The organism is Alloalcanivorax balearicus MACL04 (genome assembly GCF_025532145.1).
In the GTDB taxonomy this organism is placed as follows: domain Bacteria; phylum Pseudomonadota; class Gammaproteobacteria; order Pseudomonadales; family Alcanivoracaceae; genus Alloalcanivorax; species Alloalcanivorax balearicus.
On the sequence record NZ_ARXS01000030.1, the window covers coordinates 32172 to 56285 of the forward strand.

A 24114-nucleotide genomic window follows, 5' to 3' on the forward strand; every position below is an offset into this window, starting at 1 on the left:
CCCATCGACGATCCCCGGGAGCATGCAAATCATCATAAACCAGGGGTTTCCCATTGCAATACGGGTGTCACGTAAAAAAGGTCCATTTACAAAACGCAACCTGACCGGGATCACAGCTCCAGAAGAAAAGTCACCGGCCCATCGTTGACTAAATGCACCTGCATGTCGGCGCCGAAGCGGCCGGTGGCCACCGGTACCTGGTGAGCCCGCAAGGCTTCGACGAACGCCTGGTACAGGCGCAATCCCAGCTCCGGTTCCGCGGCACCGGAAAAGCCGGGCCGACGCCCTTTGCGGGTATCCGCCGCCAGGGTGAACTGGGAGACCGCCAGTACCTCTCCGGCCACATCGCGGACATCCCGATTCATCTTGCCCTCCGCATCGGCGAACACCCGGTAACCAACCAGCCGTTCCGCCAGCCGCCGGGCCGTGTCAGGCTCATCCCCCCGCTCCACACCGACGAACACCAGCAGACCCTGTCCAATACAGCCGATATTTTCCCCCGCCACTTCCACACGGGCTTCGCGCACTCGTTGCAACAACACTTTCACGCCAGCCCCCCGTGCTGCTCCAGACGATGGACCGCGGCAATCAGCGCCTCCCCGATCCCCGCCTCACTGGTAGCATGGCCGGCACCGGGCACCCAGCGCAGGCGACTGTCCGGCAATGTCTGATGCAACAGCCACGCCTGCTCCGGCGGACACACCAGATCATAGCTGCCGTGCACGATTTCCACCGGGCAGCGTAATTGAGCGCAGCGTGGCAGCAACGGTTCCGGCAAGAAGCCATCGTGCATGAAGTAATGGGTTTCGAGTCTGGCCATGGGCCAGGCATGATCGTCCACGTCCACACCGGTCAGCGGTATCAGGGCGGACAGATGGGTTTCCCAACGTGTCCACTCCCGGGCCAGCCGCATGCCCTCACCGTTCTGGTCTCCACAAGCCGCGAGCGCGGCATGATAACGGGCCAGCACCGTGCCTTCCCCGGCCGGCAAGGCCTCCACCAACCGCTGCCATTGCTCGGGACGATAGCGGGCGGCACCGTGCTCGGTATAAAGCCAGTCCATGTCCTGCCGCCGGCACAGGAAGACACCCCGCAACACCAGTGACGCCACCCGCCCACCATGTTCCAGAGCATAGCTGAGAGCCAGAGTGCTGCCCCAGGATCCCCCCATCACCACCTGCCAGCGGGACACGCCCAGATGCCGGCGAATGCGTTCGATGTCGTCGACCAGGTGTGCCAGGGTATTGTGGTCGGTGCCGGCGCGAGGGCGGCTCTTGCCGGCGCCGCGCTGGTCATGGATCACGATGCGGTAATGGCGCGGGTCAAACAATCGGCGCAGCAACGGCGAACTGCCGCCACCGGGGCCACCGTGGAGCACCACCACCGGTGCGCCGTCCGGATTGCCACATTGTTCCAGATAGAGCTCATGGCCGTCGCCGACGGCCAGATATTCGTGATGAAAGGGTTCGAGGGGAGGATACAGCGCCATGGTGATCTTCTTGCCGAGGTGCGCTCCAGCATAAGGGTTGCGGAAACGAGCGCAAGACGCAGGAGAAAGCTTCACCGCCCAGGCCGCTTCCCACCGAAGGTTTTACGAAGCCGCTGTGGGCTTAGAGTGTGCAGCCCCTCCTGATCAATCCTCGCCGCTGAACTCCGCTTCCATGTCCAGCTCCTTGATCTTGCGGGTCAGGGTATTGCGGCCCCATCCCAACAACGCCGCCGCGTCACGTTTACGGCCGCCGGTATGCTGCAGCGCCACTTCGATCATGGTGCGTTCGAACACCGGCACTGCCTGATCGAGAATCGCCCGATCGCCCTGGGCAAGCGCCCGGTCCGCCCACTGACGCAGGGATTTCTGCCAGTCGCCGCCGCCTTCGGCGGGCCGGCCCACGGACTGACGCAGCTCTGGCGGCAGATCGTCCACCAGCACTTCCCGGCCGGACGCCATCACCGTCAGCCACCGGCAAGTGTTTTCCAACTGCCGCACGTTGCCCTGCCAGGGCAGCGCCGCCAGATACTTCTCGGTGTCCTTGTGCAGCACCTTGGGTTCCACGCCCAGCTCGCTGGCGGCCCGTTGCAGGAAGTACCCGGCCAGTTGCGGGATGTCTTCCCGGCGCTCAGCCAGCTTCGGAATATGGATGCGAATGACATTGAGACGATGGAACAGATCCTCGCGGAAATCGCCTTCGCGTACCAATCGTTCCAGATCCTGGTGGGTGGCGGCGATGATACGCACATCCACATGAATCGGCGTGGTACCACCGACCCGGTAAAATTCGTTCTCCTGCAGCACCCGCAACAGCCGCGTCTGGGCCTCCAGCGGCATGTCACCGATCTCATCCAGAAACAGAGTGCCGCCGTTGGACTGCTCGAAGCGCCCCACCCGCTGGGCATTGGCGCCGGTGAACGCGCCCTTTTCATGGCCGAACAATTCGGATTCGATCAAATCCTTGGGAATCGCCGCCATGTTCAACGCCACGAACGGCTTTTCCCGGCGCATGGAATGACGGTGCAGCGCCCGTGCCACCAGTTCCTTACCGGTACCCGACTGGCCGTTGATCAACACGGTGACATTGGAGTGGCTGAGCCGGCCGATGGCGCGAAACACTTCCTGCATGGCCGGCGCTTCACCGATGATCTCGGTGGGGGTTTCCTCGTTGGCCACCACCGCTTCACCCCGGGCCTCCTGGCGGTGTTTGATGGCCCGCTTCACCAACGCCACCGCCTCGTCCACGTCGAACGGCTTGGGCAAATACTCAAACGCACCGCCCTGATAAGACGCCACCGCCGAGTCCAGATCCGAGTGCGCGGTCATGATGATGACCGGCAGATCCGGGTGCTTGCGCTGCAGGATCTTGAGCATGCGCAACCCGTCGGTACCGGGCATGCGCACGTCGGAAATCAGCACATCCGGTTCCTGGGTGCCTTCTTCCAGGGTATTGAGGGCCTCATCCGCATCCTCGAAACAGGCCAGTTGAAACCCCTCCTGGCTGAGCGCCTTCTCCAGCACCCAGCGGATGGAACGGTCATCGTCGATCACCCATATGGTCGAGGTCATGCCTGTGCTCTCCCTACATCATCGGGCCACCGGCCGGCCTGTCAGGCCGAATCCGAGGTGGCGCTGTTCGCTTCCGGTAATTCCATGGGCAGCAGCAAACTGAACAGGGTCCGGCCCGGTTCGCTGTCGCATTCAATCAGCCCCTGGTGCTGGCTGATAATGGACTGGGCGATGGACAACCCCAGGCCGGAGCCATTGGCTCGGCCACTGACCATGGGATAAAAGAGGGTTTCCCGTAACTCTTCGGGGATCCCCGGGCCGTTATCTTCAATATCCACCCGCAGTACCAGACGGTGGCGGATGGAGCCGATGGTGAATTGCCGCAATACCCGGGTGCGCAGGAGAACCTGCGCGTCCTCGGTGCCGGATTCCAGCAACGCCTGGATGGCGTTGCGCATCAGATTCAGCAGCACCTGGATCAGTTGATCGCGATCGGCGGGAATGTCCGGCAGACTGACATCGTAGTCGCGCAGGATTCGCACCCCCTGGGGGTACTCCGCCAGCAACAGCTGCCGCACATGCTCCAGGCATTCGTGCACGTTCACGTCGGCGAACGCCGGCGGTTTACGCGGTCCGAGCATGCGGTCGGCCACCGAGCGCAGGCGATCCGCCTCGTCGATGATCACCCGCGTGTACTCGGCCAGATCCGCACTGGGCAAAGCACGCTCCAGCAGTTGCGCGGCGCCGCGGATCCCACCCAGCGGATTCTTGATTTCGTGTGCCACGCCCCGCACCAGCGCGCGAGTGGCCTGATGCGCGTGCACCAGAGCTTCCTCGCGACTGATTTTGAGCATACGGTCGAGCCCCTGCATTTCCACCAGCAACGCCATCGGATAGCCGGGCTCCTGCAGCGGCGTAATGCTGTAATCCACCGTCACCTGCACCCCGGGGGCCACATCCAGCTTCGCCTCCCGGCGGGTAAAGGGGTTACCGTCCTCGATGCACTGCTTTAGTGCATCATGGGCATTGCCGTCATCACGGAAATAGTCCGGCAGCACCTGTCCGATGATCCGGCTGGCGCTGATGGACAACAGAATCTCCGCCGCCGGGTTGAGATAGCAAACCCGCAACTCATCATCCAGCAGCATCACCGCGGTGCGCAGGTGATCCAGCAAGCGTTTGTGCATTACCTTCTCGGTCTTCATGATTCGGCCCATAACGGGGCATAAGCAATTATCAGGCCACCCAGCAGAACCATCGGAATGAAGCAAAAGGGCACTGCTGGAGGGCGTCGAACGGCCAGGCGGCCAGAATCAGTGTAGCCAGTACACAGGAAGGGAGCACCACTTTGGTGCAAATAGAAAAAAAGGGGTCAGGAATCGGGCTTAACGGTTTGGGCACGGGTGGCGGGCTGCCCCACGGAGGCCGGAGAACCGGCCTTCGCGCCGCTTCCGCGGGCGCTGCCAGCCCCCGGACTGGCGGCGCCCCCTCGCTGGGCAGCCTGCCCGATCCCGGCCCTCCCGCTGGGCGCGGGCGCCTGACCACTTTGCAACCGGCTGGTGCGATGCACATGCACGGTGACCGCGGCGGAGCGTTTAAGCTCCTGGCCTTCCTGGTCCAGCACGCGCGCCACCAGCACATGACTGCCCCGTTCCGGATCCCGCAGCGCGGTTCCGGACAGGGGCTTGCCATTATCCAGAATCTCCAGCCGGTGCCCGGCCTGCAGAGCCGGTTCCAACGCCACCTCCACACTGATCGCCCCCTCCGGATTGCGCACGGTGGCATTCGGCTGCGGGGAAACGATCGCCAGACGCTGGTAGCCCCCGAAGACCGGCTGCGACGACTCAGGCGGTTCGGCCAGCGGCCGGGCCCGTTGCGGCCCCGGCACGGTATTGGTGGGGCCGATGCGTACAGCCTCGGCGTCGCGGCCCTCCGGCGGTGCGTCGGTGAACGTTACGTTGCCGTGTTCATCGACACTACGGAAGATCGTCTCGCCTCGGGTTTCCGGCACAGCATCGGCCCGCGCCGAGACAGCGGCGCAGACACCCATAAAAGTGATCAATAGAACGGTGGTGGTTTTCATACGGTCCTTCTCCCCCCAAGAGACACGACTTTGATTCTGACCGCACCGGAACGGGGAGAAAAGGGTCTGGGGCACACTAGAGGAACAACGGTGGTGGAGGCTCCATCGGGGAGGCGGGTCTGCACGGAGACCTTTCGGAACAGGAACCCACACTCCCCATCCCACCGTGGTTCCTCGGGCGGCTAGAAGGACACCCTGCTTTTCGGCTCCGCTTCGAGGTACTCGGCAAGTGCAGGAGTTCTTCTGGCCTTGGGGACATAAATTCGGAGGTTGCTACAACGCCGCTGTGGGAGCTTGCCTGCAAGCGAATTTTTTGGCCCCGAGAGCCAGTTCGCTTGCGGGCAAGCTCCCACAGCGGCTTCGTAGCCCCTTCTGTGCCAGCGATCGACGTTGCTAGAGCCCGGAAGGCCTCCGTACAGACCCGTGCCCCCGATGGAGACACCCATTCCCGCTATTCCGTGATGAACCACAAAAAAGGCCCCGCCGGAGCGGGGCCTCGCAACTGCCGGGAACTTGGGATTCTTAGCAGCTGTAGTACATGTCAAACTCGACCGGGTGCGGGGTCATGTTCAGGCGTTCAATCTCCCCACGCTTGAGCTCGATGTAGGCATCCAGCATATCCTTGGTGAACACGTCACCCGCCATCAGGAACTCGTAGTCCGCTTCCAGGCAATCCAGAGCCATGGTCAGGGTATGAGCCACGGTCGGGATACCCTTGGCTTCCTCGGCCGGCAGATCGTACAGATCCTTGTCCATGGCATCGCCCGGGTGCATCTTGTTCTTGATGCCGTCCAGGCCGGCCATCAGCAGCGCCGCGAAACACAGGTACGGGTTGGCGGACGGATCCGGGAAGCGCGCCTCGATACGACGGGCTTTCGGGCTGTTCACCCACGGAATCCGGATGGAAGCGGAACGGTTACGGGCGGAGTACGCCAGCATTACCGGCGCTTCGAAACCGGGCACCAGACGCTTGTAGGAGTTGGTGGAACCGTTGGTGAAGGCGTTGATGGCGCGAGCGTGCTTGATGATACCGCCGATGAAGTACAGCGCTTCCTCGGACAGTCCCGCGTAGCTGTCGCCGGCAAACAGGTTCTTGCCGTCTTTGGCCAGGGACACGTGCACGTGCATACCGGAACCGTTGTCACCGATCAGCGGCTTGGGCATGAAGGTGGCGGTTTTACCGTAGGCGTGCGCCACGTTGTGGACGCAATACTTCAGGATCTGCACTTCGTCTGCCTTGGCGGTCAGGGTGTTGGCGCCAACACCGATCTCGCACTGGCCAGCGGTGCCCACTTCGTGGTGGTGCACTTCTATTTCCAGGCCCATCTGCTCCATGGCGGCGCACATGGCGGCGCGCAGGTCGTGCAGGGAATCCACCGGCGGCACCGGGAAGTAGCCGCCTTTCACGCCCGGACGGTGACCGATGTTGTTCTTCTCGAACTCATCGGCGGACACCCAGGCTGCTTCTTCGGAATAGATGTTGTACATGGCGCCGGACATGTCGGACTTCCATTGTACGGAATCGAATACGAAGAATTCCGGCTCCGGACCGAACAGGGCGCTGTCGGCGATGCCGGTGGACTTCAGGTATTCCTCGGCGCGCTGAGCCACGGAACGGGGATCGCGCTCGTAGCCCTGCATGGTGGAGGGCTCGACGATGGTGCAACGCAGGTTCAGGGTGGTAACGTCGGTGAACGGATCGATCACCGCGGAACTGTCGTCCGGCATCATGATCATGTCGGACTCGTTGATACCTTTCCAGCCAGCGATGGAAGAACCATCGAACATCTTGCCGTCCTGGAAGAAGTCTTCGTCCACTTCCGAACTCGGGATGGTGACGTGCTGCTCCTTACCCCGGCTATCGGTAAAACGCAGATCGACCCACTTCACGTCGTTATCTTTGATCAGCTTCAGCGTCTTTTCAGACATTGTAGAACGTCCTCCTGGAACGGGTATGTGTCTGGCATTCAGTGGTATCGGCGGGCCGACCACTCGAAGCCGCTATTCTCGGGCACTCGGCCCCGCATGCCAATAGGAGAGCAAATTACGTGCCAGCCCTTTTTTAGCGCATCCGGGCCATAACGCCCCGAAATCGGCCGGAATATCCGGGCAGAAAGCACCAATACTGTGCAGTCTCAATAAAAATGCACCATTAAAGTGCAATCGAGGGTTCGCCAATCTCAAGCGTCACCCTCACCTCATGCCCCTCTTCCCGGGTTTCCAGCACCGTATGTCCATTGATCCGGCACCAGGCGGGAATGTCGTTGAGCGCCCCCGGGTCGGTACAGATCACCGTCAGGGTATCGCCTTGCCGGAGTGCGTTCACTTGATTCTGGGTTTTGATCACCGGCATCGGACACAGCAGCCGGCGGGCGTCCAGTTCGTGATGGCTCATGGTTACACCATCCATTCCGGCGACACCTGATCCGGCGTCGCCGGCCGGACCGGCAACTGACGGACCACGCCGCCGGGATCGCGCACTTCCACCACCACCTCGTCATCGGTTCGCCCCTTGGAATAACGAGCGACGATGGCGGCCGCCTGGCGCAGTTCGTCGTCGGACGCCAGCTTGCCGTCGATCAGAGCCAGCGGTCCCGGGCAGCTTGACGTGGTGATGCTGGTGAACTGATATCGATAGCCTTCCAGGAAGCGATTCTCCCCCTCCTCGCGGCTGATGATCAGCTTGTAGTGCGGCGCCGGGCGGATATGCCGCCCGACCTTCAGCAGCATGATGTCATCCAGTTCGTAACGCCGTTCGTTACGAGCCTGCCACAGATCCGCCAGCTTGCGCGAATAGGACTCATCGGTAAGGAAGCAGCAGCCGCCGGCGGGCTGGGCGAAGTCATCCAGGCCAAAGCGCTTGGCCAGCGCCATTTGCGGCTTGCGGTTACGGCCGGAAAAGTCGTGCAATTGGCCGCGATCCACCCAGCCTTCCCGTTCCGGCAGGGTCTCCGGCAGGTTCTTGGCGCTGAGCGGACGCAACAGGCGGTCATCGGCACCGGATTCGCGGCTGATGATCGGCATGGTTTCCTTGCGCTGGCTCTTGGGACGCTGCCCCACCACCTCACCGGTGATGATGAAGTCGAACCCCTTCTCGCCAGCCAGTTCCCGAGCCTTGTTCAGCATCAGGGTGGCCTTGTTGACCATGAAAATCTTGCAGTCCAGGCAGGGATTCAGATTGGCGCCATAGCCGTGTTTCGGATTGAGCACCACATCCTTGTACTCTTCCGAAATATCCACGATATGCAGTTTTATACCCAACTGTTCAGCGACCCAAAGCGCATTGTTACGCTTGTTTTTGTCCTTGTCCTTTTTGCGGATGGCGTGAGTATGGCCTTCCACACAGAAGCCGGTGAAGAAATTCACCCCTTCGACGTGGATGCCTTGTTCCTGCATGACTTTCACCGCCAGCATGGAGTCCAGGCCGCCGGAAACCAGGGCGATGGCGCGTCGTTGCAGCGTTTGAGGGGCTGACTCGGTCATAGGGCGGCTCGCGTGCCGGTCAAAAAGTGGGCGACGGAGTATAGCAAACCCGACCCGGGTAACACTATCCGTGCCGACGCCTCAACGGCCGCCCGAAAAGAATCGGGACATATCCCCCAGCACGTCCACCAGCCGGCTCTGGAGCCGGGCCATCACCTCGTCCTCGTCTTTCACCGGAGTGTCGTCGGCATGGCTGACCGCCATCTCGAACAAACCGCCGGCGCGCACTGGCATCGCCACCTTGTATTCCGGCCCAAGGTACGCCACCGCATCCCAGCTCGCCGCCAGACGATAGCGGTCGGCGCGCACCTGATCCAGCGGCACGCCCACGGCGTAGTCCTTCGGCTCGTTCTCCACTCCCAGACGGCTTAGCAAAGTTGGAGCCAGGTCCAGATGGCTGGTGGGCTTGTCCACCACCGCCGGCACGATGCCCGGGCCGGCCAGCACCAGAGGCACGTGGATCTGCTGATTATGAAACTCGGAATTGTGTCCCCAGCGGCCGTTTTCCATGAACTCCTCACCATGATCACCGGTGATCACCAGGATTGTATTGTCCAGCAGGTTGCGCTCGGTCATGCCGTCCAGCAGCTTGCCCAGTTGCTGGTCCAGATGATGAGAGGCGTTCACATAGCGGTTAAAAATGCCGTTGATGTCCTGTTCCAGATCCATGGTGGCGTAGTTGAAATTCTTCAGATAATCCGGCCGGATCACGCTTTCCTCAGGGAAGTAATAGCGTGCGTGAGGGGACTCGAAAAACAGAAAACCGAAGAACGGTTCCGCCGCGTCCCGTTGATCCAGAAACGCCAGCATGCGATCCACGTTGCGGCGATCCCGCTGCCAGCCGGGCCCCTCCTCGTCGCTGTGCAACAGGGACTCGGGGACACCGGCGAAGACCGTTTTGTCGAATTCCGGGTAGCTGAATCGCGCACTGGTATAAAGGCCCATCCGGTACCCCCGGCGCTGCATCTCACTCATCAGCAACGGCGGCTGGCGCGCATCCAGAAAGGCGAACCAGTAATTACCCGGCAGCCCATAAAACAGGGAAAAGATGCCCATGCGGGTGCCGTTGCCCCCGCTGTAGTGATCGGTGAAGCGGATCCCCCTCTGTTCGGCGAAGCGCCACAGATTGGGCATGATTTCCGGCGTCAGCATATCCCAGCGCAGGGATTCCGCCACCAGCACCATGATATTGGGGGAAGGCGCGTCCGCGGCCACCCGGAGGGCTTCCCGCGGGTAATGCAGGCGACCCTGATCGGCCACGTCCAGCTTATTGCTGGTCCGCACCGGTTCGACCCCCAAGGCGATGGCGGCACTACGAAAAGTGGTGGGCTGGTAAAACGGCACCGCATGGGAGGCGTTGAGCACCGGCCGGTAAGCCAGCAAATGCGCGGTGCCGTAGGCTGCCCGTTCCCCCAACATACAAAGCAGCAATGCCGTGGCCATCCACCCCCACCGCAAACGCGGAACCGGTTTACGCAGGCTCCAAAACAGCAAGGCGACTTCGACCACCACCACCGCCAGTGCGAACACTACGAAGGAGAGTACCGCGTCCGGACCACCGCCCATGGAGGTGAAGCCCCCCGGCGTGGTCAACAGATTCCAGACGAAGCCGTTGAGATGGAAGCCATAGAGATCATGGATCTGGCCGTCCACCAGTAACAGCAGCAACATCAGAGCGCTGCCGATTACCGCCACGCCGTACCCCGGCCAACGTCCGAGAAGGCGCGCCAGCAGGGACAGGATCAGAGGCGGCAGCAGGAACACAAAAGCGTAACCCACCAACGCCACCAGCAGGAAGAGCAGGCTCCAGGCACTACCAGGCTGTATCAGTGCCTGCCTCGCCACATACAGGCAGGCAGCAAGAATAAGCAGGTAATTAACCAGGAAAAAACGCCGCCAGGGCGCGGGGGAAGGACGGGGTGTTTGTGTCATCGACCAGGCTCGCCAGGGGTGTAAATCCTGACAAGCCTAGACACAAAAACTTAATCAAAGCTTAATGTTGATGGCCACCGCCCACGTCAGCCCTCTTCGGACCGCCACGGGAGAGGCTTCGGAAAGGCGGCTATTCCGTGACCGTATCCGGCGGCTCCGGGGTCGCCACCGCAAAATGGTGTTTAGCGAACAGCACCCTCTGCTCCACCGACTCCTCGCCATCATCCTTGCCGCGCTGTTCCAAATGGCGTTCAACGATGCCACAGCGGCGTAGTAATCCATCGTCATTGGCAATCTGGATATTGAGGCCGGGACGGGCATTCAGTTCCAGCATCATCGGCCCCTTGTGCTTGTCCAGCACCAGGTCCACACCGAGATACCCCAACCCGGCAAGGTCATAGCAGCGCGCCGCCAGCGCCAGACACTCCTCCCAATCCGGAATGGTGACGCCCGCCACCGGATGCGCGGTATCGGGATGGCGGTCGATTTTCAGGTTGTGCCAGGTGCCTGCCAGGGTCACGCCGGTGGCGATGTCCACACCCACGCCGATGGCGCCCTGGTGCAGATTGGCCTTGCCATCGGACTGCCGGGTAGGCAGACGCAGCATGGCGAACACCGGATAGCCCTTGAGTACGATGATGCGTACATCCGGCACCCCGCCGATGCTGATGCGGTCAAACAGGTCGGTGGAACGGACCCGGTATTCAATCAGCGCGCGATCACGATGACCGCCCAGGGAATAGATGCCGGAGATGATCCCGGAAATGTGAAACTCCATCTCCTCGGGGCTGACCATGCGACCGGAGACCGTACGGTAATAGCCCTCGAAGCGATCGGAGATGACCATGATGCCGTCACCGCCTGCGCCCTGGGAGGGTTTGATGACGAAATCCCCATGGGTTTCCACGATCTCCGCCACTTTGCCGATGCCCTGCTCGGTCTCGATGATGCCGTACATATCCGGCGCCCGGATACCAGCGTCCAGCGCCAGCTTCTTGGTGCGGATTTTGTCGTCCACCAGCGGGTACAAACGGCGATCATTGTAACGCAGCACATAATCGCCGTTACGCTGGTTGATGCCCATCACGCCGCGCCGCCGCAGAGCACGCCAGGTTTTTACCCCGAACATTCAGCGCCCCTCTTCGGTCATGGCCCGGAAGCGGACCAGTTCAGCGAGCCGGTAGCCGCGATAGTGGCCCATGAACACCATGAACGCGGCCAGCACCAGGAGGATGCCCGGGAAGGTAAAGACCAGATAGACCAGCGGACTCCACACCATCAACAAGTGACTGAGAATCGCCACCACCAAGGTGCCGATGGCCACTTTCATGGACTGCGGCCCGCCCCGCTCTTCCCAGACAATGGACATCCGCTCGATCACCATGGTCAGAATCACCATCGGGAACAGCGCCACCGACAGCCCTACTTCCAGGCCCAGCTTGTAGCTGAACAAGCTGATCAGCCCGATCAGGATCACCACGAAGGTCAGCACCACCGACAACCGTGCCATCAACTGCAACTTGAGATGTTCCAGATACGATCGTAACGACAGGCCGATGGTGGTGATGAAGGTGAACAGAATGACTCCCCACACCACCTGGGTCTCACGGAATGCCAGGGCGATCAGCACCGGTGTGAAAGTACCGAGGGTCTCCACGCCAATCAGGCTGCGCATCAACAGCACCAGCAGCACCCCCACCGGAATCATGATCAGGATCCGGTGGAGCTGTTGTACCGGTAGCGGCAAATCATAGAGCGAGAAATCGATGAAGCTGGAAACATCCTGGGAACTCAGCGTCTGCGCCAGTTGCAGAGCGCTCATCTCATTCTGGTGAACGCTGAACTTCACCTCCGCGTTACGGCCACCATCCAGGTTGTACAGGGGGGCCTGCCCGCTCCACCAAACCAGACGGTCCTCCGGCAGCCCCTGCTGACCGGTATTGGGGTTGAAATACAACCAGGCGTTGCCGTTGTAGGAACGCAGCCATAGCTCCGGCTGCTGATTCTGCACCTCGGACAGACGCAGGGTGTACACCGGCTCCGCCGGGATGTGCGCCACCGCCAGCAGCAGATCCACCACCCGGGCCCGGTTCTCCGGCGCCATGTTCCCGCCCAGCAACAACCGCACATTATCGTTGTCGTCGCGGCTGTTGACCCGTTTGATGGTCTCGCTGATAAAGGTTTCGATGTCCGCGGAATGCTGACGAATCGGCGCCAGCAGAGCGTCGGCGGCCACTTTTTCCGGCCCGGACAGCGTCGGGCTGGGACGGAATTGCGGTCCTGGTTCCTTCGCCTGGCCGCCGGGCTCGGCGAAACGGGGAGTGATCAGCAACCGGTAATACAGGCTCTGCTGGCCCTCTACCCGGCGGCTGGACCAGGTCACTACCCGGTTGCCTCCCTCACGACTGACGTTGACGCCATAGTTATTGGAAATGAAGCTTTCATTCAGGGTGGTGAAACCACTGTCCAGTGGCGGCACGAACATTCGCACCTTCACCGGGTGGTTACCCCTGGCCTGGAACTGGACCTGAGCATCCACCACCCAGACCGGATCGGTCTCACTTTCGGTAAGCGGCACTTTCTGAATCAGAATCTGGTAGGCCATGCTGCCTATGCCCAGAACCAACAATGCCACGGCCAGCAGCCGCGCGTGCAGTTTCACAGAACCCATGTTCCAGCCTTATTCGGTTTCTTCGGCCGCCAAGCCGACGGTTTCTTCCCTGGAGCAGGATGGCGCACCCCCGCTCATGGACTGTGCCGGGTCTACCAGAGCCCCCAGCGAAACCAGCGCCTCGGATCCCACCAGCAGCGGGAACCGGAAGTCACTGCGATCAGTCAGATTGACGTCCACCTGCCGGGCCCGATCACGGACACACAGCGTCAATTCCACCACCGGACGGCGGCTGTAGCCCGGCGCCCCGTCAATCTGGTTTTCGGCACGGCGCTTGATACGCACATGTTTGGATAGTGGCAATTCAAGGGTGCGCCACTGATCCTGTTCCAGCCCGATTTTCGCGCGTTGCTCTGGCACCATCCACAGATCAAAGGATACCCAATCCTGCCCATCCCGCTTGAAAGTCCGGATTTGCCGGGCACTGAGCGAAGCGGACTGGGCCCCGGTGTCCAGTTTAGCGGGCAACGCTATACCCAGCTCTTCGATCATGACCTCTTCGTTGAGGCCCAGAATGATCTTTCCAGGGTCCTCGCCGTCGGCGACGGCCTTCATGGGCAGGGCCAGACAGAGCGCTATCGCCAGTCCATACCCTAAGCCGCACGCACACCCAAACCGCATATAACGAATACCTTCCTTGTTCAGAACCGCATTCTTGTCCAGAACCACACGTGTCCAGAACTGCATTGGAGAAATGCCGCCACGGGCAGACTGATATGCCAATCCGGGCAGCCTCGGGAGCCGGGAAAGCTCGAAACGGATAGTCATCGACGGGCAGTGTATGACCGGTACGACCCCGTTTGGTTGCGCCATTCTAGGCGAATGCACACTACCTTGAAGCAACAACCGCAAAATCGTGAACCGGGTCGCATTCTCTCATAGCCCGCGGGCGCCGCCCACTGTCACCGGTGGCTGGCCACACGCTCGAGAAGACGGTGGCTTCGGTAGCCTGGGGGACTGTACAATGCGCTCCCGCCGCGCCCTCCGCGGCCTTATCACCCGCTTCGGAGCCTGTTTCGTGATTGAACGCCTGCGCAACATCGCCATCATCGCCCACGTTGACCACGGTAAGACCACCCTGGTGGACAAGCTGTTGCAACAGTCCGGTACCCTGGGAGACCGCGCTGGCGACGTCGAACGGGTGATGGATTCCAACGACCTGGAGAAGGAACGGGGCATCACCATCCTCTCCAAGAACACCGCCCTTAAATACGGCGACTACCGCATCAATATCGTCGACACCCCCGGCCACGCCGACTTCGGTGGCGAGGTGGAGCGTGTCATGTCGATGGTGGACTCGGTGCTGCTGCTGGTGGACGCGGTGGACGGCCCCATGCCGCAGACCCGCTTCGTCACCCAGAAAGCGTTCGCCGCCGGCCTCAAGCCGATCGTGGTGATCAACAAGATCGACCGCCCCGGCGCCCGCCCGGACTGGGTCATGGATCAGGTGTTCGATCTGTTCGACAATCTCGGCGCCAGCGACGAACAATTGGATTTCCCGGTGGTGTACGCCTCCGCCCTGAACGGCATCGCCGGCCAGGAGCCGGATCAGATGGCGGAAGACATGACCCCGCTGTTCCAGACCATCATCGACCGGGTACCGGCGCCGGAAGTGGACGCCGACGGCCCGTTCCAGATGCAGATTTCCTCGCTGGACTACAACAGCTACCTGGGCGTGATCGGTATCGGCCGCATCAAGCGCGGCCAGGTAAAGGCCAACTCGCAGGTGAAGATCATCGACCGCGAGGGCAAGGTGCGTAACGGCCGGATACTGCAAATCATGGGGCACCATGGTCTGGAGCGAGTGGATGTCAGCGAGGCCGGCGCCGGCGATATTGTCTGTGTCACCGGCATGGACCCGCTGGATATTTCCGACACCCTGTGCGACCCGAACAATGTCGAGGCCCTGCCACCGCTGACCGTGGACGAGCCCACCGTGAGCATGGTGTTCCACGTTAACACCTCGCCGTTCGCCGGCCAGGACGGCAAGTTCGTCACCAGCCGCCAGATTCGTGAGCGCCTGGAGGCGGAGCTCAAGCACAACGTAGCCCTGCGCGTGGAAGAAACCGGCAGCGCCGACCAGTTCCGTGTCTCCGGCCGTGGCGAACTGCACCTGTCGGTACTGATCGAGAACATGCGCCGCGAAGGCTTTGAGCTGGCCGTGGGCCGCCCGCAAGTGATCGTGCGCGAAGTGGATGGCCAGAAGCAGGAGCCCTACGAGAACGTGATGGCCGACGTGGAAGAACAGCACCAGGGCGCGATCATGGAGCACCTGGGTCTGCGCCGCGCCGAGATGACCAACATGGAGCCCGATGGCAAAGGCCGCGTACGCCTGACCTTCGTCGTGCCCAGCCGCGGTCTGATCGGCTTCCGCAGTCTGTTCCTGACGCTCACCTCCGGCACCGGCATCCTCAACAGCACCTTCAGCCATTACGGCGAGTACAAACCCGGCGACATGGCCCAGCGCAACAATGGCGTGCTGGTCTCCATGGTCAAGGGCAAGGTGCTGGCGTTCGCCCTGTTCAATCTGCAGGAGCGCGGCCGCATGCTGATCGACCCCAACGTGGAAGTTTACGAAGGCCAGTTGATTGGTATCCACAGCCGGGGCAATGACCTGGTGGTGAACCCCACCAAGGGCAAGCAGCTCACCAACATGCGCGCCTCCGGCACCGACGAGAACGTGATTCTCACCCCGCCGGTGCGCTTCAGCCTGGAACAGGCCCTGGACTTCATCGAGGACGATGAGCTGGTGGAGGTCACGCCGCACCATCTGCGTCTGCGCAAGAAGTTGCTCACCGAAACCGAACGCAAACGCGCAAGCCGTTAAAATCCCGCCTTATAGCGCCGCCCCGTTTTTAGGGGTGGCGCCGGTTTAAGCAAATAGTTTCGCTCTAATATGCACCAAAACGGCCCGGTTTTTAGGCTTTTGGTGAACGTTCTGTAAAAAAGCCCCCGCATGGATATCGACGGCAAAAGAATCCCCCTAATGTCTTTAATTCCACATGGAGGAATTAAGGGAACGATACGATGAAATCCTCGCTTTTATTATTGCCGCTCGCCGCCGCCATTCTGGCCACCGGATGTGCCAGCCAACAAACCACTACCATGGACAGCAGCACCGACAATCAGCGCCTGCGACAACTGGAGCAGGAAAACCAACAACTACGCGCCCAATTGGGTAATGAGCAACCCGCGTCCGCGTCTCAGGCCCCCGATCTGCTGCCACCGAACGCCAAACCCGGACATTGTTACGCCCGGGTGGTGATCCCGGAAACCTATAAAACGGAAATGGAAAGGGTCATGGTGTCCGCGGAAGACACCAAACTCACCACCACACCCGCGCGTTATGAAACTGTCCATGAACGGGTTCTGGTGAGGGAAGCCACCACCAAGCTGATCACCAAACCGGCGGAATACCGCACCGTCTCCGAACAGGTTCTGGTTCGTCCCGCGTACACCACCTGGAAGAAAGGCCGCGGCCCGATCGAGAGAATCGACCAGGCCACCGGCGAGATCATGTGCCTGGTGGAAGTGCCGGCGGAATACAAAACCGTCCAGCGCAAGGAGCTGGTGCAGCCGGAACGGGTGGAGGAAGTGACCATCCCCGCCGAATACAAGACCATCGAAGTGGTCAAACAGGTGGAGCCGCCACAGACTCACAAACAGGTTATTCCCGCCCAATATCGGGACGTTCCGAAGCAGGTGAAGGTCACCGACGCCGACATGGAATGGCGTGAAATCCTGTGCGAAACCAACACCACTCCGGACGTGGTCCGTCGTCTGCAGCAGGCACTCAAGGACGAAGGCTACGATCCAACCTGGGTGGATGGCGTTTATGGCAGCCGCACCCGGGCCGCCGTCGTCGCCTATCAGAAGGACAATAATCTGCCTTCCGGTCAACTGACCATGCGCACCCTGAATGAACTGGGTGTACAACTCTGACCTCGTCGCCCACGGCGGGCCCCGCCCGCCGTGGCATCCCCCTGTCTTTTCGGCCACATGCCCGCCGAGGGCGTTATACTCTCTGACCCTTCCGGCTTCCTTGTGTCCCTCAAATGCTGCACGTTGCCCTATATCAACCGGAAATTCCGCCGAACACCGGCAACATCATCCGCCTCGCCGCCAATACCGGCGCCGGGCTGCACCTGATCGAGCCACTCGGCTTCAGTCTGGATGAGAAGCGCCTGCGGCGCGCGGGGCTGGACTATTCGGAATGGGCAAGGGTAACCGTACACCCGGATTTCGAGGCCTTCCAGACCGCTATGAGCGGGGCCCGCCTGTTCGCCCTGACCACCAAGGGCCGCACCACACCCAGTGATACCCGGTTCGAGGACGGTGATGTGCTGCTATTCGGCCCGGAGACCCGGGGATTGCCCGCGGAGATTCTGGAGCAGCTGGCGCCGGAGCAACGGCTGCGGTTGCCGATGGTGGCCGACAGCCGCAGTCTCAATTTGAGCAATGCCGTGGCGGTAACTCTTTACGAGGCCTGGCGCCAACTGGGATATCCGGGCGCGGTGTAGAGACGCCAGACGCTAAAAGATCAAAAACACCGATCTCTCCCCCTGCAAGCCTTTCCTAGGGAAAATCATATCCGCAACCCTATAAGATACGGTGTTCTAAAGCGTCCGGCGTCCGGCTCTTCTACTGAACCGTCACGCTCTCATTGCCTTCCGTCTGCTGTTGACGCTGTTGCTGATAGAGAGCGTCGAAGTTCAGCGGCTGCAACACCATCTGCGGGAAAGACGCCTTGGACACCAGATCCGACACCACTTCGCGCACGTAAGGGAACAGCAGATTGGGGCAATAAGCGCCGAGCAGCTGGTTGCGCTCCTCGTCTTCAATACCGACCAGAGTGAAGATGCCGGCCTGCTTTACTTCCACCAGATAAAAGGTTTTCTCTTCCCCTTCATCCTTGGCGGTCACGGTCACCGTCACTTCCACTTCGTACTCGTTGGAGTCCCCGAGCCGGCGGGCATTGTTGTTCAACTGAACATTGACCTTCGGCTTCCACTCCTGCAGGAAAATCTCGGGCGCGCCCGGGCACTCGAAGGAAGCGTCCTTCAGGTACACGCGCTGCAGTTGAAATACTTTTTCCTGTTGATCCGCCATCATTATCTCCATGGTTTGCAAGGCCGCCCCCGGCGACCCGTGTTATTCGGCATGCCCGGCATGGCTTGGAGCACACTCACCCGCCAAGCAACTATTCGTTAAGCAATGCATCCAGCTTGCCCGCCCGTTCCAGGGCGAAAAGTTCATCGCAGCCCCCCACATGGCGCGGCCCGATCCAGATTTGCGGCACGGTACGCCGGCCGCTGCGCTCCATCATCTCCTGGCGCGCTCCGGCAACACGATCCACATCGATTTCATGAAGCCGCGCCGCCTTCGACACCAACAAACTTTTGGCCCGCCGGCAGAAAGGACACCACGAGGTGGTGTACATTGTCACCTCGGTCATAGTGTCACCTCGGCCATCAGGCCTTCACCACCGGCAGGTTATCATTGCGCCAGGCGTTGATGCCGCCCTGAATGCGGTAAAGGTTGGGAATCCCCTTGCCGCGCAACTGGCGCCCCAGGTGTGACGACTGATTGCCCATTTTGCAGGCCAGAATCACTGGTCGGTCCTTATAGGCCTGTAGCTGCGAGAGCTGATCCATGACCTGCCCGGAGGGGATATTGACACTACCAGCGATGTGGCCGGCGCGGAACTCCTCGCCGTCACGCAAATCGATGATCACGCCGTTTTGCTGGTTGATCAGATTGGTGGCCAATTGCGGACTGATGGGCTTGCCCCCGCGTCGGGACTCAATGGTGAAGAAAACAGCCCACAACAGAAAGAAGGCGGAGACCAGAAGGTAATGGTTGCTGGCAAACTCGATCAAACGATCCATGGTTGCGTTCCTGCCGAGGTAAAATCGGCGCCAAGTATACACATCGGGGGCCGGTTACGGTAAAACCCGCTGCCATGAGACGTCTTTTTCCCCTGCTCCTGCTGTTGAGCCTGGTTGCCCGGGCGGACGACCCGTCCCCCAAGCAACTGGAAGCCCTGAAGGAGCGCATCCGCGAGCTGACCTCGGCTCAGAATCAGGACCTGGAGCGTCGCGACGACCTGCAGGCGAAGCTGCGCGATACCGAAAAACGCATCGGTACCCTGGGCCGTGAACAACGCCACCTGGACCGGGAGGTCCAGGACGCCGAGCAACGTCTGGCCGAGACCGAACAGCGTCAGGCCGAACTGGCGGCGGAGAAGAAGGTTCAATTGTCGTGGCTGGCCCGCACCGTGCGGGCCAGCTACCAGGCCGGCCGGGAGGAGCGCATCAAGCTGCTGCTCAACCAGGAAGAGCCGGAACGGGTAGCCCGGCTGCTACGCTACCAGGAATACTTCCAGCGCGCGCGGCGGGACCGTCTGGTCAACCTGGAGGGTGAGCTGGTCGATCTGCGCCAGGTGGCCCGGGAAGTGGCCGATGCCCGCGCCGACCTGCTGGACCGGCGCACCGCCCTGGCCCGGCATCGCCAGGAACTGGAGGCCGCCGGGCGTGAACGGGAGAAGGCGCTGGCCGCCCTTGGCCAGTCGTTGGAGAACCGCGGTGGCCAGTTGAGCAGCCTGCGCGCGGATCAACAGCGCCTGGAACGTCTGCTGGAGCAAATGCGCCAGGCCGCCGAACAAGCGGCGCGGGAGAGCCCGCCAAGCGGTCCGAGCCGGCCGGCCGCGGGCGGCGGCACCCCCTTCGGCAAGCTGGCGGGCGGTCTGCCCTGGCCGGTACACGGGCCAGTGCTGACCAGCTACAACAGCCGCCGGGAAGGTGAACTGCGTTGGACCGGGGTCATTCTGGGCGTGGACGAAGGCACGCCGGTGCAAGCCGTGCACCCCGGGCGGGTGGTGTTCGCCGACTGGTTGCGCGGCTTCGGTCTGCTCATCATTCTCGATCATGGCGACGGTTACCTGACGCTCTACGGCTACAATCAAAGCCTGCTGCGCCAGGTCGGCGACCAGGTCGCCACCGGCGATGTACTGTCCCTGGCGGGCCGTTCCGGCGGCAATAGCCGCAGCGCTCTGTACTTTGAAATCCGCCACCGTGGCAAGGCGGTGAACCCGGCGCGCTGGTGCGACCGCCGTGTTACACTGCCGCCCATTGCTCGTAACAACTGATCGCCGTAACAACTGATCACCCGCGCCAACTGACGCCAGGATTAGAGCCTCATGTTGAAACTGCCTCACGCTGTTCTGCGCTCCACTTTGCTCGCTCTTACTGTTTTCGTTCCCACTCTGCACGCCGCCACCACTCCCGAGGCCCTGGACGACCAGGCCCGTGAAGCCGGCGTTCCGGTGACCCAGTTGCGGGCCTTCGCCGAAGTGCTGGAACGGGTGCGCGGCGCCTACATCGAGGAAGTGGACGAGAAGGAACTGCTCAATGCCGCCATTCGCGGCATGCTCTACGAACTGGATCCACACTCGGCCTACCTGACGCCGGATCAGTTCGAGGATTTGCAGACCACCACCACCGGTGAGTTTGGCGGTCTGGGCCTGGAAGTGACCATGGAAGACGGCTTCGTCAAGGTCGTGACCCCCATCGACGATTCCCCCGCCGCCCGCGCCGGCATCCGCGCCGGCGATCTGATCCTGAAAATTGACGACACCTTCGTCAAGGGCCTGAGCCTGGAAGAAGCGGTGGAGAAAATGCGTGGTGAACGCGGCTCCAAGGTTTCCCTGTCGGTCCTCAGCGAAGGGGAGGAACAGCCGCGCACAGTGGTGCTGGAGCGGGACCGCATCAAAGTACAGAGCGTAAGACAGGACACCCTGGAGCCGGGTTACGGTTACATCCGTATCTCCCAGTTCCAGAACAACACCGGCATGGAAACCGGCAAGGCGCTGGAGAAATTGCAGGGGGAAGGCAAACTCAAAGGGCTGATCCTGGACCTGCGCAACAACCCCGGCGGTGTTCTGGACGGCGCCGTGCAAGTGGCCGATCTGTTCCTCAACAACGGTTTGATCGTCTACACCCAGGGCCGTGACGAAGCCAGCCGCAACGACTATCGCGCCCACGCCGGCGACCGGCTTCAAGGTCTGCCTCTGGTGGTACTGGTGAACGGCGGCTCCGCCTCCGCTTCGGAAATCGTTGCCGGCGCCCTGCAGGATCAGGGGCGCGCCGTGATCGTCGGCAATCGCACCTTCGGCAAAGGCTCGGTGCAAACGGTCTTGCCGATCAGCGGCGACAGCGCGCTGAAGCTGACCACGGCCCGTTATTACACCCCCGAAGGGCGCTCGATCCAGGCGGAAGGCATCGTCCCGGACATCAAGGTGGAAGTGGCCAGCGTCAAACTGCTCAAGGAGCACCTGCCACGGGAAGCGGACCTGCCCCATCATCTGATGAACCAGAATGGAGAGAACGGGCCGGATGCGGAGCCGGAAGAGGAGCCGCTGGCCAGCCGCGATTACCCGCTGTCCCAGGCACTGTCGATTCTCAAGGGGATTACGCTGGCGGGGAAACGCTAGAGCCGGCCGGCGTTACCTCAACGCCAGCCAGCGCACCACCGAACCGGCGCGCCAGGCGTCATCACCGGCCGGCACCCAGGCCAGCACGTCCGCCGCCATCAGGTTGGACAGCATATGCGACGCCTGGCGCGGTAACGGCGCCAGTGTCGTGGCACCGGTGAGCGGGTCGGTTTGCAACCGCATACGCAGCCACTGATCACGGCGATCGTCCGGACGCGCGTCTTCGAGCAGGCGGGCATAGCCCCAGGGCGGCCCCGCCGGATCGCCTTCCAGCACGCGCAGTACTTCCGCCACATGCACCGTCAGTCCCACCAGCACCGCCGCCGGATTGCCCGGCAACCCGATCAGTGCGGTGCCTTCCCGGGTCCCGAACCACAGCGGCTTGCCCGGCTTTTGCGCCAGCTTCCAGAAGTGTCGGGTCACACCCAGCCGTTCCGCCGCTTCCGGTAAATAATCCCGGTCGCCCACCGACACGCCGCCAGTGGTGATGACCACGTCCGATTCCGTCAGCGCCTGCTCCAACGCCAGGCAAACATCTTCGAAACGATCCGCCACCGCCTGGCAGCGCACCAGCGGCTGCCCGCGCTGCGTTAACCAGCCGCGCACCAGCGGCCCGTTGGCGTCGTAGATTTGCCCGGGCGTCAGCGGCTGCCCCACGGGTTTGACCTCGTCCCCGGTTACCAGCACCGTCACCCGGGCTTTCGGATGCGCGTTTACACCGGCCACGCCGGCCATGGCCAGCGCCGCCAGACGGCCGGCGTCCAACCGCGTGCCAGCGGCCGCCAACTCGGCGCCGCTTTGCAGTTCCTCGCCCTGACGACGCAGGTCCGTCTCCGGTGCCACCACGCGGTCTACCCGGATGGTGCCCTCCTCGCGGACCACCCACTCCTGTCGCACGATAGTGTCGGCCCCCGGCGGCACCGGGGCCCCGGTCAGAATGCGCATGGCGCAACCCGGCGCCAACGCCGCTTCCGCGCTTTGCCCGGCGGGAATATCCCCGCTCAAGATCAGGCGCACCGGCTGCTCTTGCGTCGCCACAGCCAGATCGATGCTGCGTGCCGCATAGCCGTCCACCGCGCTCTGATCGAACAGCGGCAGGGCCACCGCCGCCCGCGCCGGGGCCGCCAATACCTGGCCCAAGGCGGCTTCCACCGGGTAGTCGCTGGCCGGTAACGGCGTCAGCACACGCCGGTAGGTGGCCAGCGCCTCGGCCACAGGCAGCAGCCCGGGCGTGGTCCCGCATCCCATTAGAGATTCTCCTTCAAACTGGTCTTGGGAACGTGAATTCAGAAATGGCTACAAAGCCGCTGTGGGAGCTTGCTTGCAAGCGAATTCGCTTGCAAGCAAGCTCCCACAGCGGCTCCGTAGTCCTCCGGTCTGTGCAACGCTGCCGGGCGGCGCTGCGTTACTGATACCCGCCCGGATGCGGGCGGCCGGCCCGGCACACTTCCAACAGGTGTACCAGCCCCGGCAGCAGCGCCGCCAGCGTCTCCTCGGCGCCGCGTCGGCTGCCCGGGAACGTCACCACCACGCTTTCCCCGGCCAGCCCGGCAATGCCCCGTGACATCATGGCGTAGGGCGTACGGCGCTGACCGAAGTCCCGCGCCGCCTCCATCACCCCCGGCAGTTCGGTGGTCAACATGGGTTGCACGGTGTCCACGGTGCAATCACGGGGACCAACACCAGTACCGCCAACGGTAACGATCAACGCCGTACCCTCGGTCAGTTGTGCCTGCACCGCCTCGCGCAGTTGATCCGGCTCGTCCGGCAACACCTGATAACGCACCGGTTCAAAACCGGCGGCGGCCAGACCTTCTTCCACCGAACGCCCGGCGGTGTCCGGTTTGCGGCCGGCGGCCACGGTGTCCGACAGCACGATCACCGACGCGCTCATCGGCGCACGCAGATAGCGGCGGAACTGGGACTTGCCGCCGGTTTTTTCCAGCAGGCGGCCATCGGTGATTTCCAACTGATCCGGGCGGCAGTGTGGCTTGAGCATATCGTACAGGGTGAGCGCCGCCATCTGCGCGGCGGTAAGCGCTTCCATTTCCACCCCGGTGGGGCCGATGGTCTGCACTTCGGCCAGGATCGTTACCTGTTCCTCGCCCAGCTCGAATTCCAGTTCGGCGCGATGGATCGGCAGCGGGTGGCACAGCGGCAGCAGTTCGTCGGTGCGCTTGGCGGCGAGAATGCCGGCGATGCGCGCGGTCTTCAAGGCATCGCCTTTATCGGTGTCGCCCCGGCGCAGGCGCTCGATGCAGTCCTGCGGCGCCCGCAGACAGCACTGGGCACGGGCGCTGCGGAACGAGTCCGGTTTGTTACTGACGTCTTTCAAGGATGGTCTCCATCACAATGGGGAACCCGGTGATGGTCCGGGTGAGAGTCATGGTGATCGTGCAAATGAGTGCCCGACTGCGCGTCCGGGCGGATGCAGCAGCCCTGCACATAGGCACTGC

Annotated in this window: 22 protein-coding genes; 5 read left to right on the plus strand and 17 right to left on the minus strand. The window is 62.2% G+C overall.

What is annotated here, in order from left to right:
* Positions 1–110: 110 nt before the first annotated feature.
* From dtd to MA04_RS18775, 12 genes are all read right to left on the minus strand, one after another.
* Positions 111–548: a D-aminoacyl-tRNA deacylase gene (dtd, locus tag MA04_RS18720; protein WP_041716778.1), complete on the minus strand. Its 438-nt coding sequence runs from the start codon at positions 546–548 to the stop codon at positions 111–113.
* On the minus strand, positions 545–1489 hold the full coding sequence (pip, locus tag MA04_RS18725) for a prolyl aminopeptidase (RefSeq protein WP_262462146.1): 945 nt from the start codon (positions 1487–1489) through the stop codon (positions 545–547). Before pip ends, dtd begins: the two co-directional genes overlap by 4 nt.
* A gap of 144 nt (positions 1490–1633) precedes the next feature.
* Complete coding sequence (gene glnG, locus MA04_RS18730; protein ID WP_262462147.1) at positions 1634–3058, minus strand: nitrogen regulation protein NR(I); 1425 nt, start codon at positions 3056–3058, stop codon at positions 1634–1636.
* 41 nt (positions 3059–3099) lie between these two features.
* Positions 3100–4185: a nitrogen regulation protein NR(II) gene (gene glnL / locus MA04_RS18735; protein ID WP_394356163.1), complete on the minus strand. Its 1086-nt coding sequence runs from the start codon at positions 4183–4185 to the stop codon at positions 3100–3102.
* Positions 4186–4370: 185 nt separating this feature from the next.
* Positions 4371–5081 carry a DUF4124 domain-containing protein gene (locus tag MA04_RS18740; protein WP_262462149.1) on the minus strand — a complete coding sequence of 237 codons (711 nt, stop codon included), beginning with the start codon at positions 5079–5081 and terminating at the stop codon, positions 4371–4373.
* A 522-nt stretch (positions 5082–5603) separates the two neighbouring features.
* Positions 5604–7010 carry a glutamate--ammonia ligase gene (gene glnA / locus MA04_RS18745; RefSeq protein ID WP_262462150.1) on the minus strand — a complete coding sequence of 469 codons (1407 nt, stop codon included), beginning with the start codon at positions 7008–7010 and terminating at the stop codon, positions 5604–5606.
* A 223-nt stretch (positions 7011–7233) separates the two neighbouring features.
* On the minus strand, positions 7234–7476 hold the full coding sequence (locus MA04_RS18750; RefSeq protein WP_262462151.1) for a sulfurtransferase TusA family protein: 243 nt from the start codon (positions 7474–7476) through the stop codon (positions 7234–7236).
* A 2-nt stretch (positions 7477–7478) separates the two neighbouring features.
* Positions 7479–8564 (minus strand): tRNA (5-methylaminomethyl-2-thiouridylate)-methyltransferase, encoded by a 1086-nt coding sequence (locus tag MA04_RS18755; RefSeq protein ID WP_262462152.1) that lies wholly within the window; start codon positions 8562–8564, stop codon positions 7479–7481.
* 81 nt (positions 8565–8645) lie between these two features.
* On the minus strand, positions 8646–10496 hold the full coding sequence (locus MA04_RS18760) for a sulfatase-like hydrolase/transferase (RefSeq protein WP_262462153.1): 1851 nt from the start codon (positions 10494–10496) through the stop codon (positions 8646–8648).
* 130 nt (positions 10497–10626) lie between these two features.
* Complete coding sequence (locus tag MA04_RS18765; protein ID WP_262462154.1) at positions 10627–11625, minus strand: alpha-L-glutamate ligase-like protein; 999 nt, start codon at positions 11623–11625, stop codon at positions 10627–10629.
* Positions 11626–13167 (minus strand): inactive transglutaminase family protein, encoded by a 1542-nt coding sequence (locus tag MA04_RS18770; protein WP_262462156.1) that lies wholly within the window; start codon positions 13165–13167, stop codon positions 11626–11628.
* 9 nt (positions 13168–13176) lie between these two features.
* Positions 13177–13722, minus strand: a complete 546-nt coding sequence (locus tag MA04_RS18775; protein WP_262462157.1) for an ATP-dependent zinc protease family protein — start codon at positions 13720–13722, stop codon at positions 13177–13179.
* 463 nt (positions 13723–14185) lie between these two features.
* On the opposite strand from MA04_RS18775, the gene typA reads away from it, so the two are divergent.
* From typA to trmL, 3 genes are all read left to right on the plus strand, one after another.
* Complete coding sequence (gene typA / locus MA04_RS18780) at positions 14186–15994, plus strand: translational GTPase TypA (protein WP_163123038.1); 1809 nt, start codon at positions 14186–14188, stop codon at positions 15992–15994.
* Positions 15995–16194: 200 nt separating this feature from the next.
* On the plus strand, positions 16195–17109 hold the full coding sequence (locus MA04_RS18785) for a peptidoglycan-binding domain-containing protein (protein ID WP_262462159.1): 915 nt from the start codon (positions 16195–16197) through the stop codon (positions 17107–17109).
* A gap of 113 nt (positions 17110–17222) precedes the next feature.
* A complete protein-coding gene (trmL, locus tag MA04_RS18790; protein WP_262462161.1) occupies positions 17223–17687 on the plus strand; it encodes a tRNA (uridine(34)/cytosine(34)/5-carboxymethylaminomethyluridine(34)-2'-O)-methyltransferase TrmL in 465 nt (154 codons plus the stop codon).
* Positions 17688–17808: 121 nt separating this feature from the next.
* On the opposite strand, the gene secB is transcribed toward trmL, so the two are convergent.
* The 3 genes from secB to MA04_RS18805 all read right to left on the minus strand — a co-directional run bounded on the left by secB (position 17809) and on the right by MA04_RS18805 (position 19055).
* Positions 17809–18276 (minus strand): protein-export chaperone SecB, encoded by a 468-nt coding sequence (gene secB / locus MA04_RS18795; protein ID WP_262462170.1) that lies wholly within the window; start codon positions 18274–18276, stop codon positions 17809–17811.
* 91 nt (positions 18277–18367) lie between these two features.
* On the minus strand, positions 18368–18622 hold the full coding sequence (gene grxC / locus MA04_RS18800) for a glutaredoxin 3 (RefSeq protein WP_262462163.1): 255 nt from the start codon (positions 18620–18622) through the stop codon (positions 18368–18370).
* 16 nt (positions 18623–18638) lie between these two features.
* Positions 18639–19055: a rhodanese-like domain-containing protein gene (locus MA04_RS18805; RefSeq protein WP_014992976.1), complete on the minus strand. Its 417-nt coding sequence runs from the start codon at positions 19053–19055 to the stop codon at positions 18639–18641.
* A 74-nt stretch (positions 19056–19129) separates the two neighbouring features.
* Between MA04_RS18805 and MA04_RS18810 the strand changes: the two genes are divergently transcribed.
* The gene (locus MA04_RS18810; RefSeq protein WP_262462165.1) at positions 19130–20314 is read left to right on the plus strand and encodes a murein hydrolase activator EnvC family protein; all 1185 of its coding nucleotides are present in this window, start codon (positions 19130–19132) and stop codon (positions 20312–20314) included.
* A gap of 51 nt (positions 20315–20365) precedes the next feature.
* Positions 20366–21658: a S41 family peptidase gene (locus MA04_RS18815; RefSeq protein ID WP_262462166.1), complete on the plus strand. Its 1293-nt coding sequence runs from the start codon at positions 20366–20368 to the stop codon at positions 21656–21658.
* A gap of 12 nt (positions 21659–21670) precedes the next feature.
* Here MA04_RS18815 and MA04_RS18820 read toward each other — a convergent pair whose 3' ends face one another.
* Positions 21671–22906 (minus strand): molybdopterin molybdotransferase MoeA, encoded by a 1236-nt coding sequence (locus MA04_RS18820; RefSeq protein WP_262462168.1) that lies wholly within the window; start codon positions 22904–22906, stop codon positions 21671–21673.
* A 157-nt stretch (positions 22907–23063) separates the two neighbouring features.
* Positions 23064–23993, minus strand: a complete 930-nt coding sequence (moaCB, locus tag MA04_RS18825) for a bifunctional molybdenum cofactor biosynthesis protein MoaC/MoaB (protein ID WP_163123026.1) — start codon at positions 23991–23993, stop codon at positions 23064–23066.
* Between the last annotated feature and the right edge of the window lie 121 nt (positions 23994–24114).

Bases quoted from the DNA above. Each gene is read 5' to 3' on its own strand.
- MA04_RS18750 (WP_262462151.1), bottom strand. From the start codon at position 7,476: ATGAGCCATCACGAACTGGACGCCCGCCGGCTGCTGTGTCCGATGCCG.
- MA04_RS18785 (WP_262462159.1), top strand. From the start codon at position 16,195: ATGAAATCCTCGCTTTTATTATTGCCGCTCGCCGCCGCCATTCTGGCC.
- glnA (WP_262462150.1), bottom strand. From the start codon at position 7,010: ATGTCTGAAAAGACGCTGAAGCTGATCAAAGATAACGACGTGAAGTGG.
- MA04_RS18810 (WP_262462165.1), top strand. From the start codon at position 19,130: ATGAGACGTCTTTTTCCCCTGCTCCTGCTGTTGAGCCTGGTTGCCCGG.
- MA04_RS18760 (WP_262462153.1), bottom strand. From the start codon at position 10,496: ATGACACAAACACCCCGTCCTTCCCCCGCGCCCTGGCGGCGTTTTTTC.
- trmL (WP_262462161.1), top strand. From the start codon at position 17,223: ATGCTGCACGTTGCCCTATATCAACCGGAAATTCCGCCGAACACCGGC.
- grxC (WP_262462163.1), bottom strand. From the start codon at position 18,622: ATGACCGAGGTGACAATGTACACCACCTCGTGGTGTCCTTTCTGCCGG.
- MA04_RS18740 (WP_262462149.1), bottom strand. From the start codon at position 5,081: ATGAAAACCACCACCGTTCTATTGATCACTTTTATGGGTGTCTGCGCC.
- glnL (WP_394356163.1), bottom strand. From the start codon at position 4,185: ATGCACAAACGCTTGCTGGATCACCTGCGCACCGCGGTGATGCTGCTG.
- MA04_RS18755 (WP_262462152.1), bottom strand. From the start codon at position 8,564: ATGACCGAGTCAGCCCCTCAAACGCTGCAACGACGCGCCATCGCCCTG.
- MA04_RS18805 (WP_014992976.1), bottom strand. From the start codon at position 19,055: ATGGATCGTTTGATCGAGTTTGCCAGCAACCATTACCTTCTGGTCTCC.
- secB (WP_262462170.1), bottom strand. From the start codon at position 18,276: ATGGCGGATCAACAGGAAAAAGTATTTCAACTGCAGCGCGTGTACCTG.
- MA04_RS18775 (WP_262462157.1), bottom strand. From the start codon at position 13,722: ATGAAGGCCGTCGCCGACGGCGAGGACCCTGGAAAGATCATTCTGGGC.
- MA04_RS18815 (WP_262462166.1), top strand. From the start codon at position 20,366: ATGTTGAAACTGCCTCACGCTGTTCTGCGCTCCACTTTGCTCGCTCTT.
- glnG (WP_262462147.1), bottom strand. From the start codon at position 3,058: ATGACCTCGACCATATGGGTGATCGACGATGACCGTTCCATCCGCTGG.
- pip (WP_262462146.1), bottom strand. From the start codon at position 1,489: ATGGCGCTGTATCCTCCCCTCGAACCCTTTCATCACGAATATCTGGCC.
- MA04_RS18820 (WP_262462168.1), bottom strand. From the start codon at position 22,906: ATGGGATGCGGGACCACGCCCGGGCTGCTGCCTGTGGCCGAGGCGCTG.
- MA04_RS18770 (WP_262462156.1), bottom strand. From the start codon at position 13,167: ATGGGTTCTGTGAAACTGCACGCGCGGCTGCTGGCCGTGGCATTGTTG.
- MA04_RS18765 (WP_262462154.1), bottom strand. From the start codon at position 11,625: ATGTTCGGGGTAAAAACCTGGCGTGCTCTGCGGCGGCGCGGCGTGATG.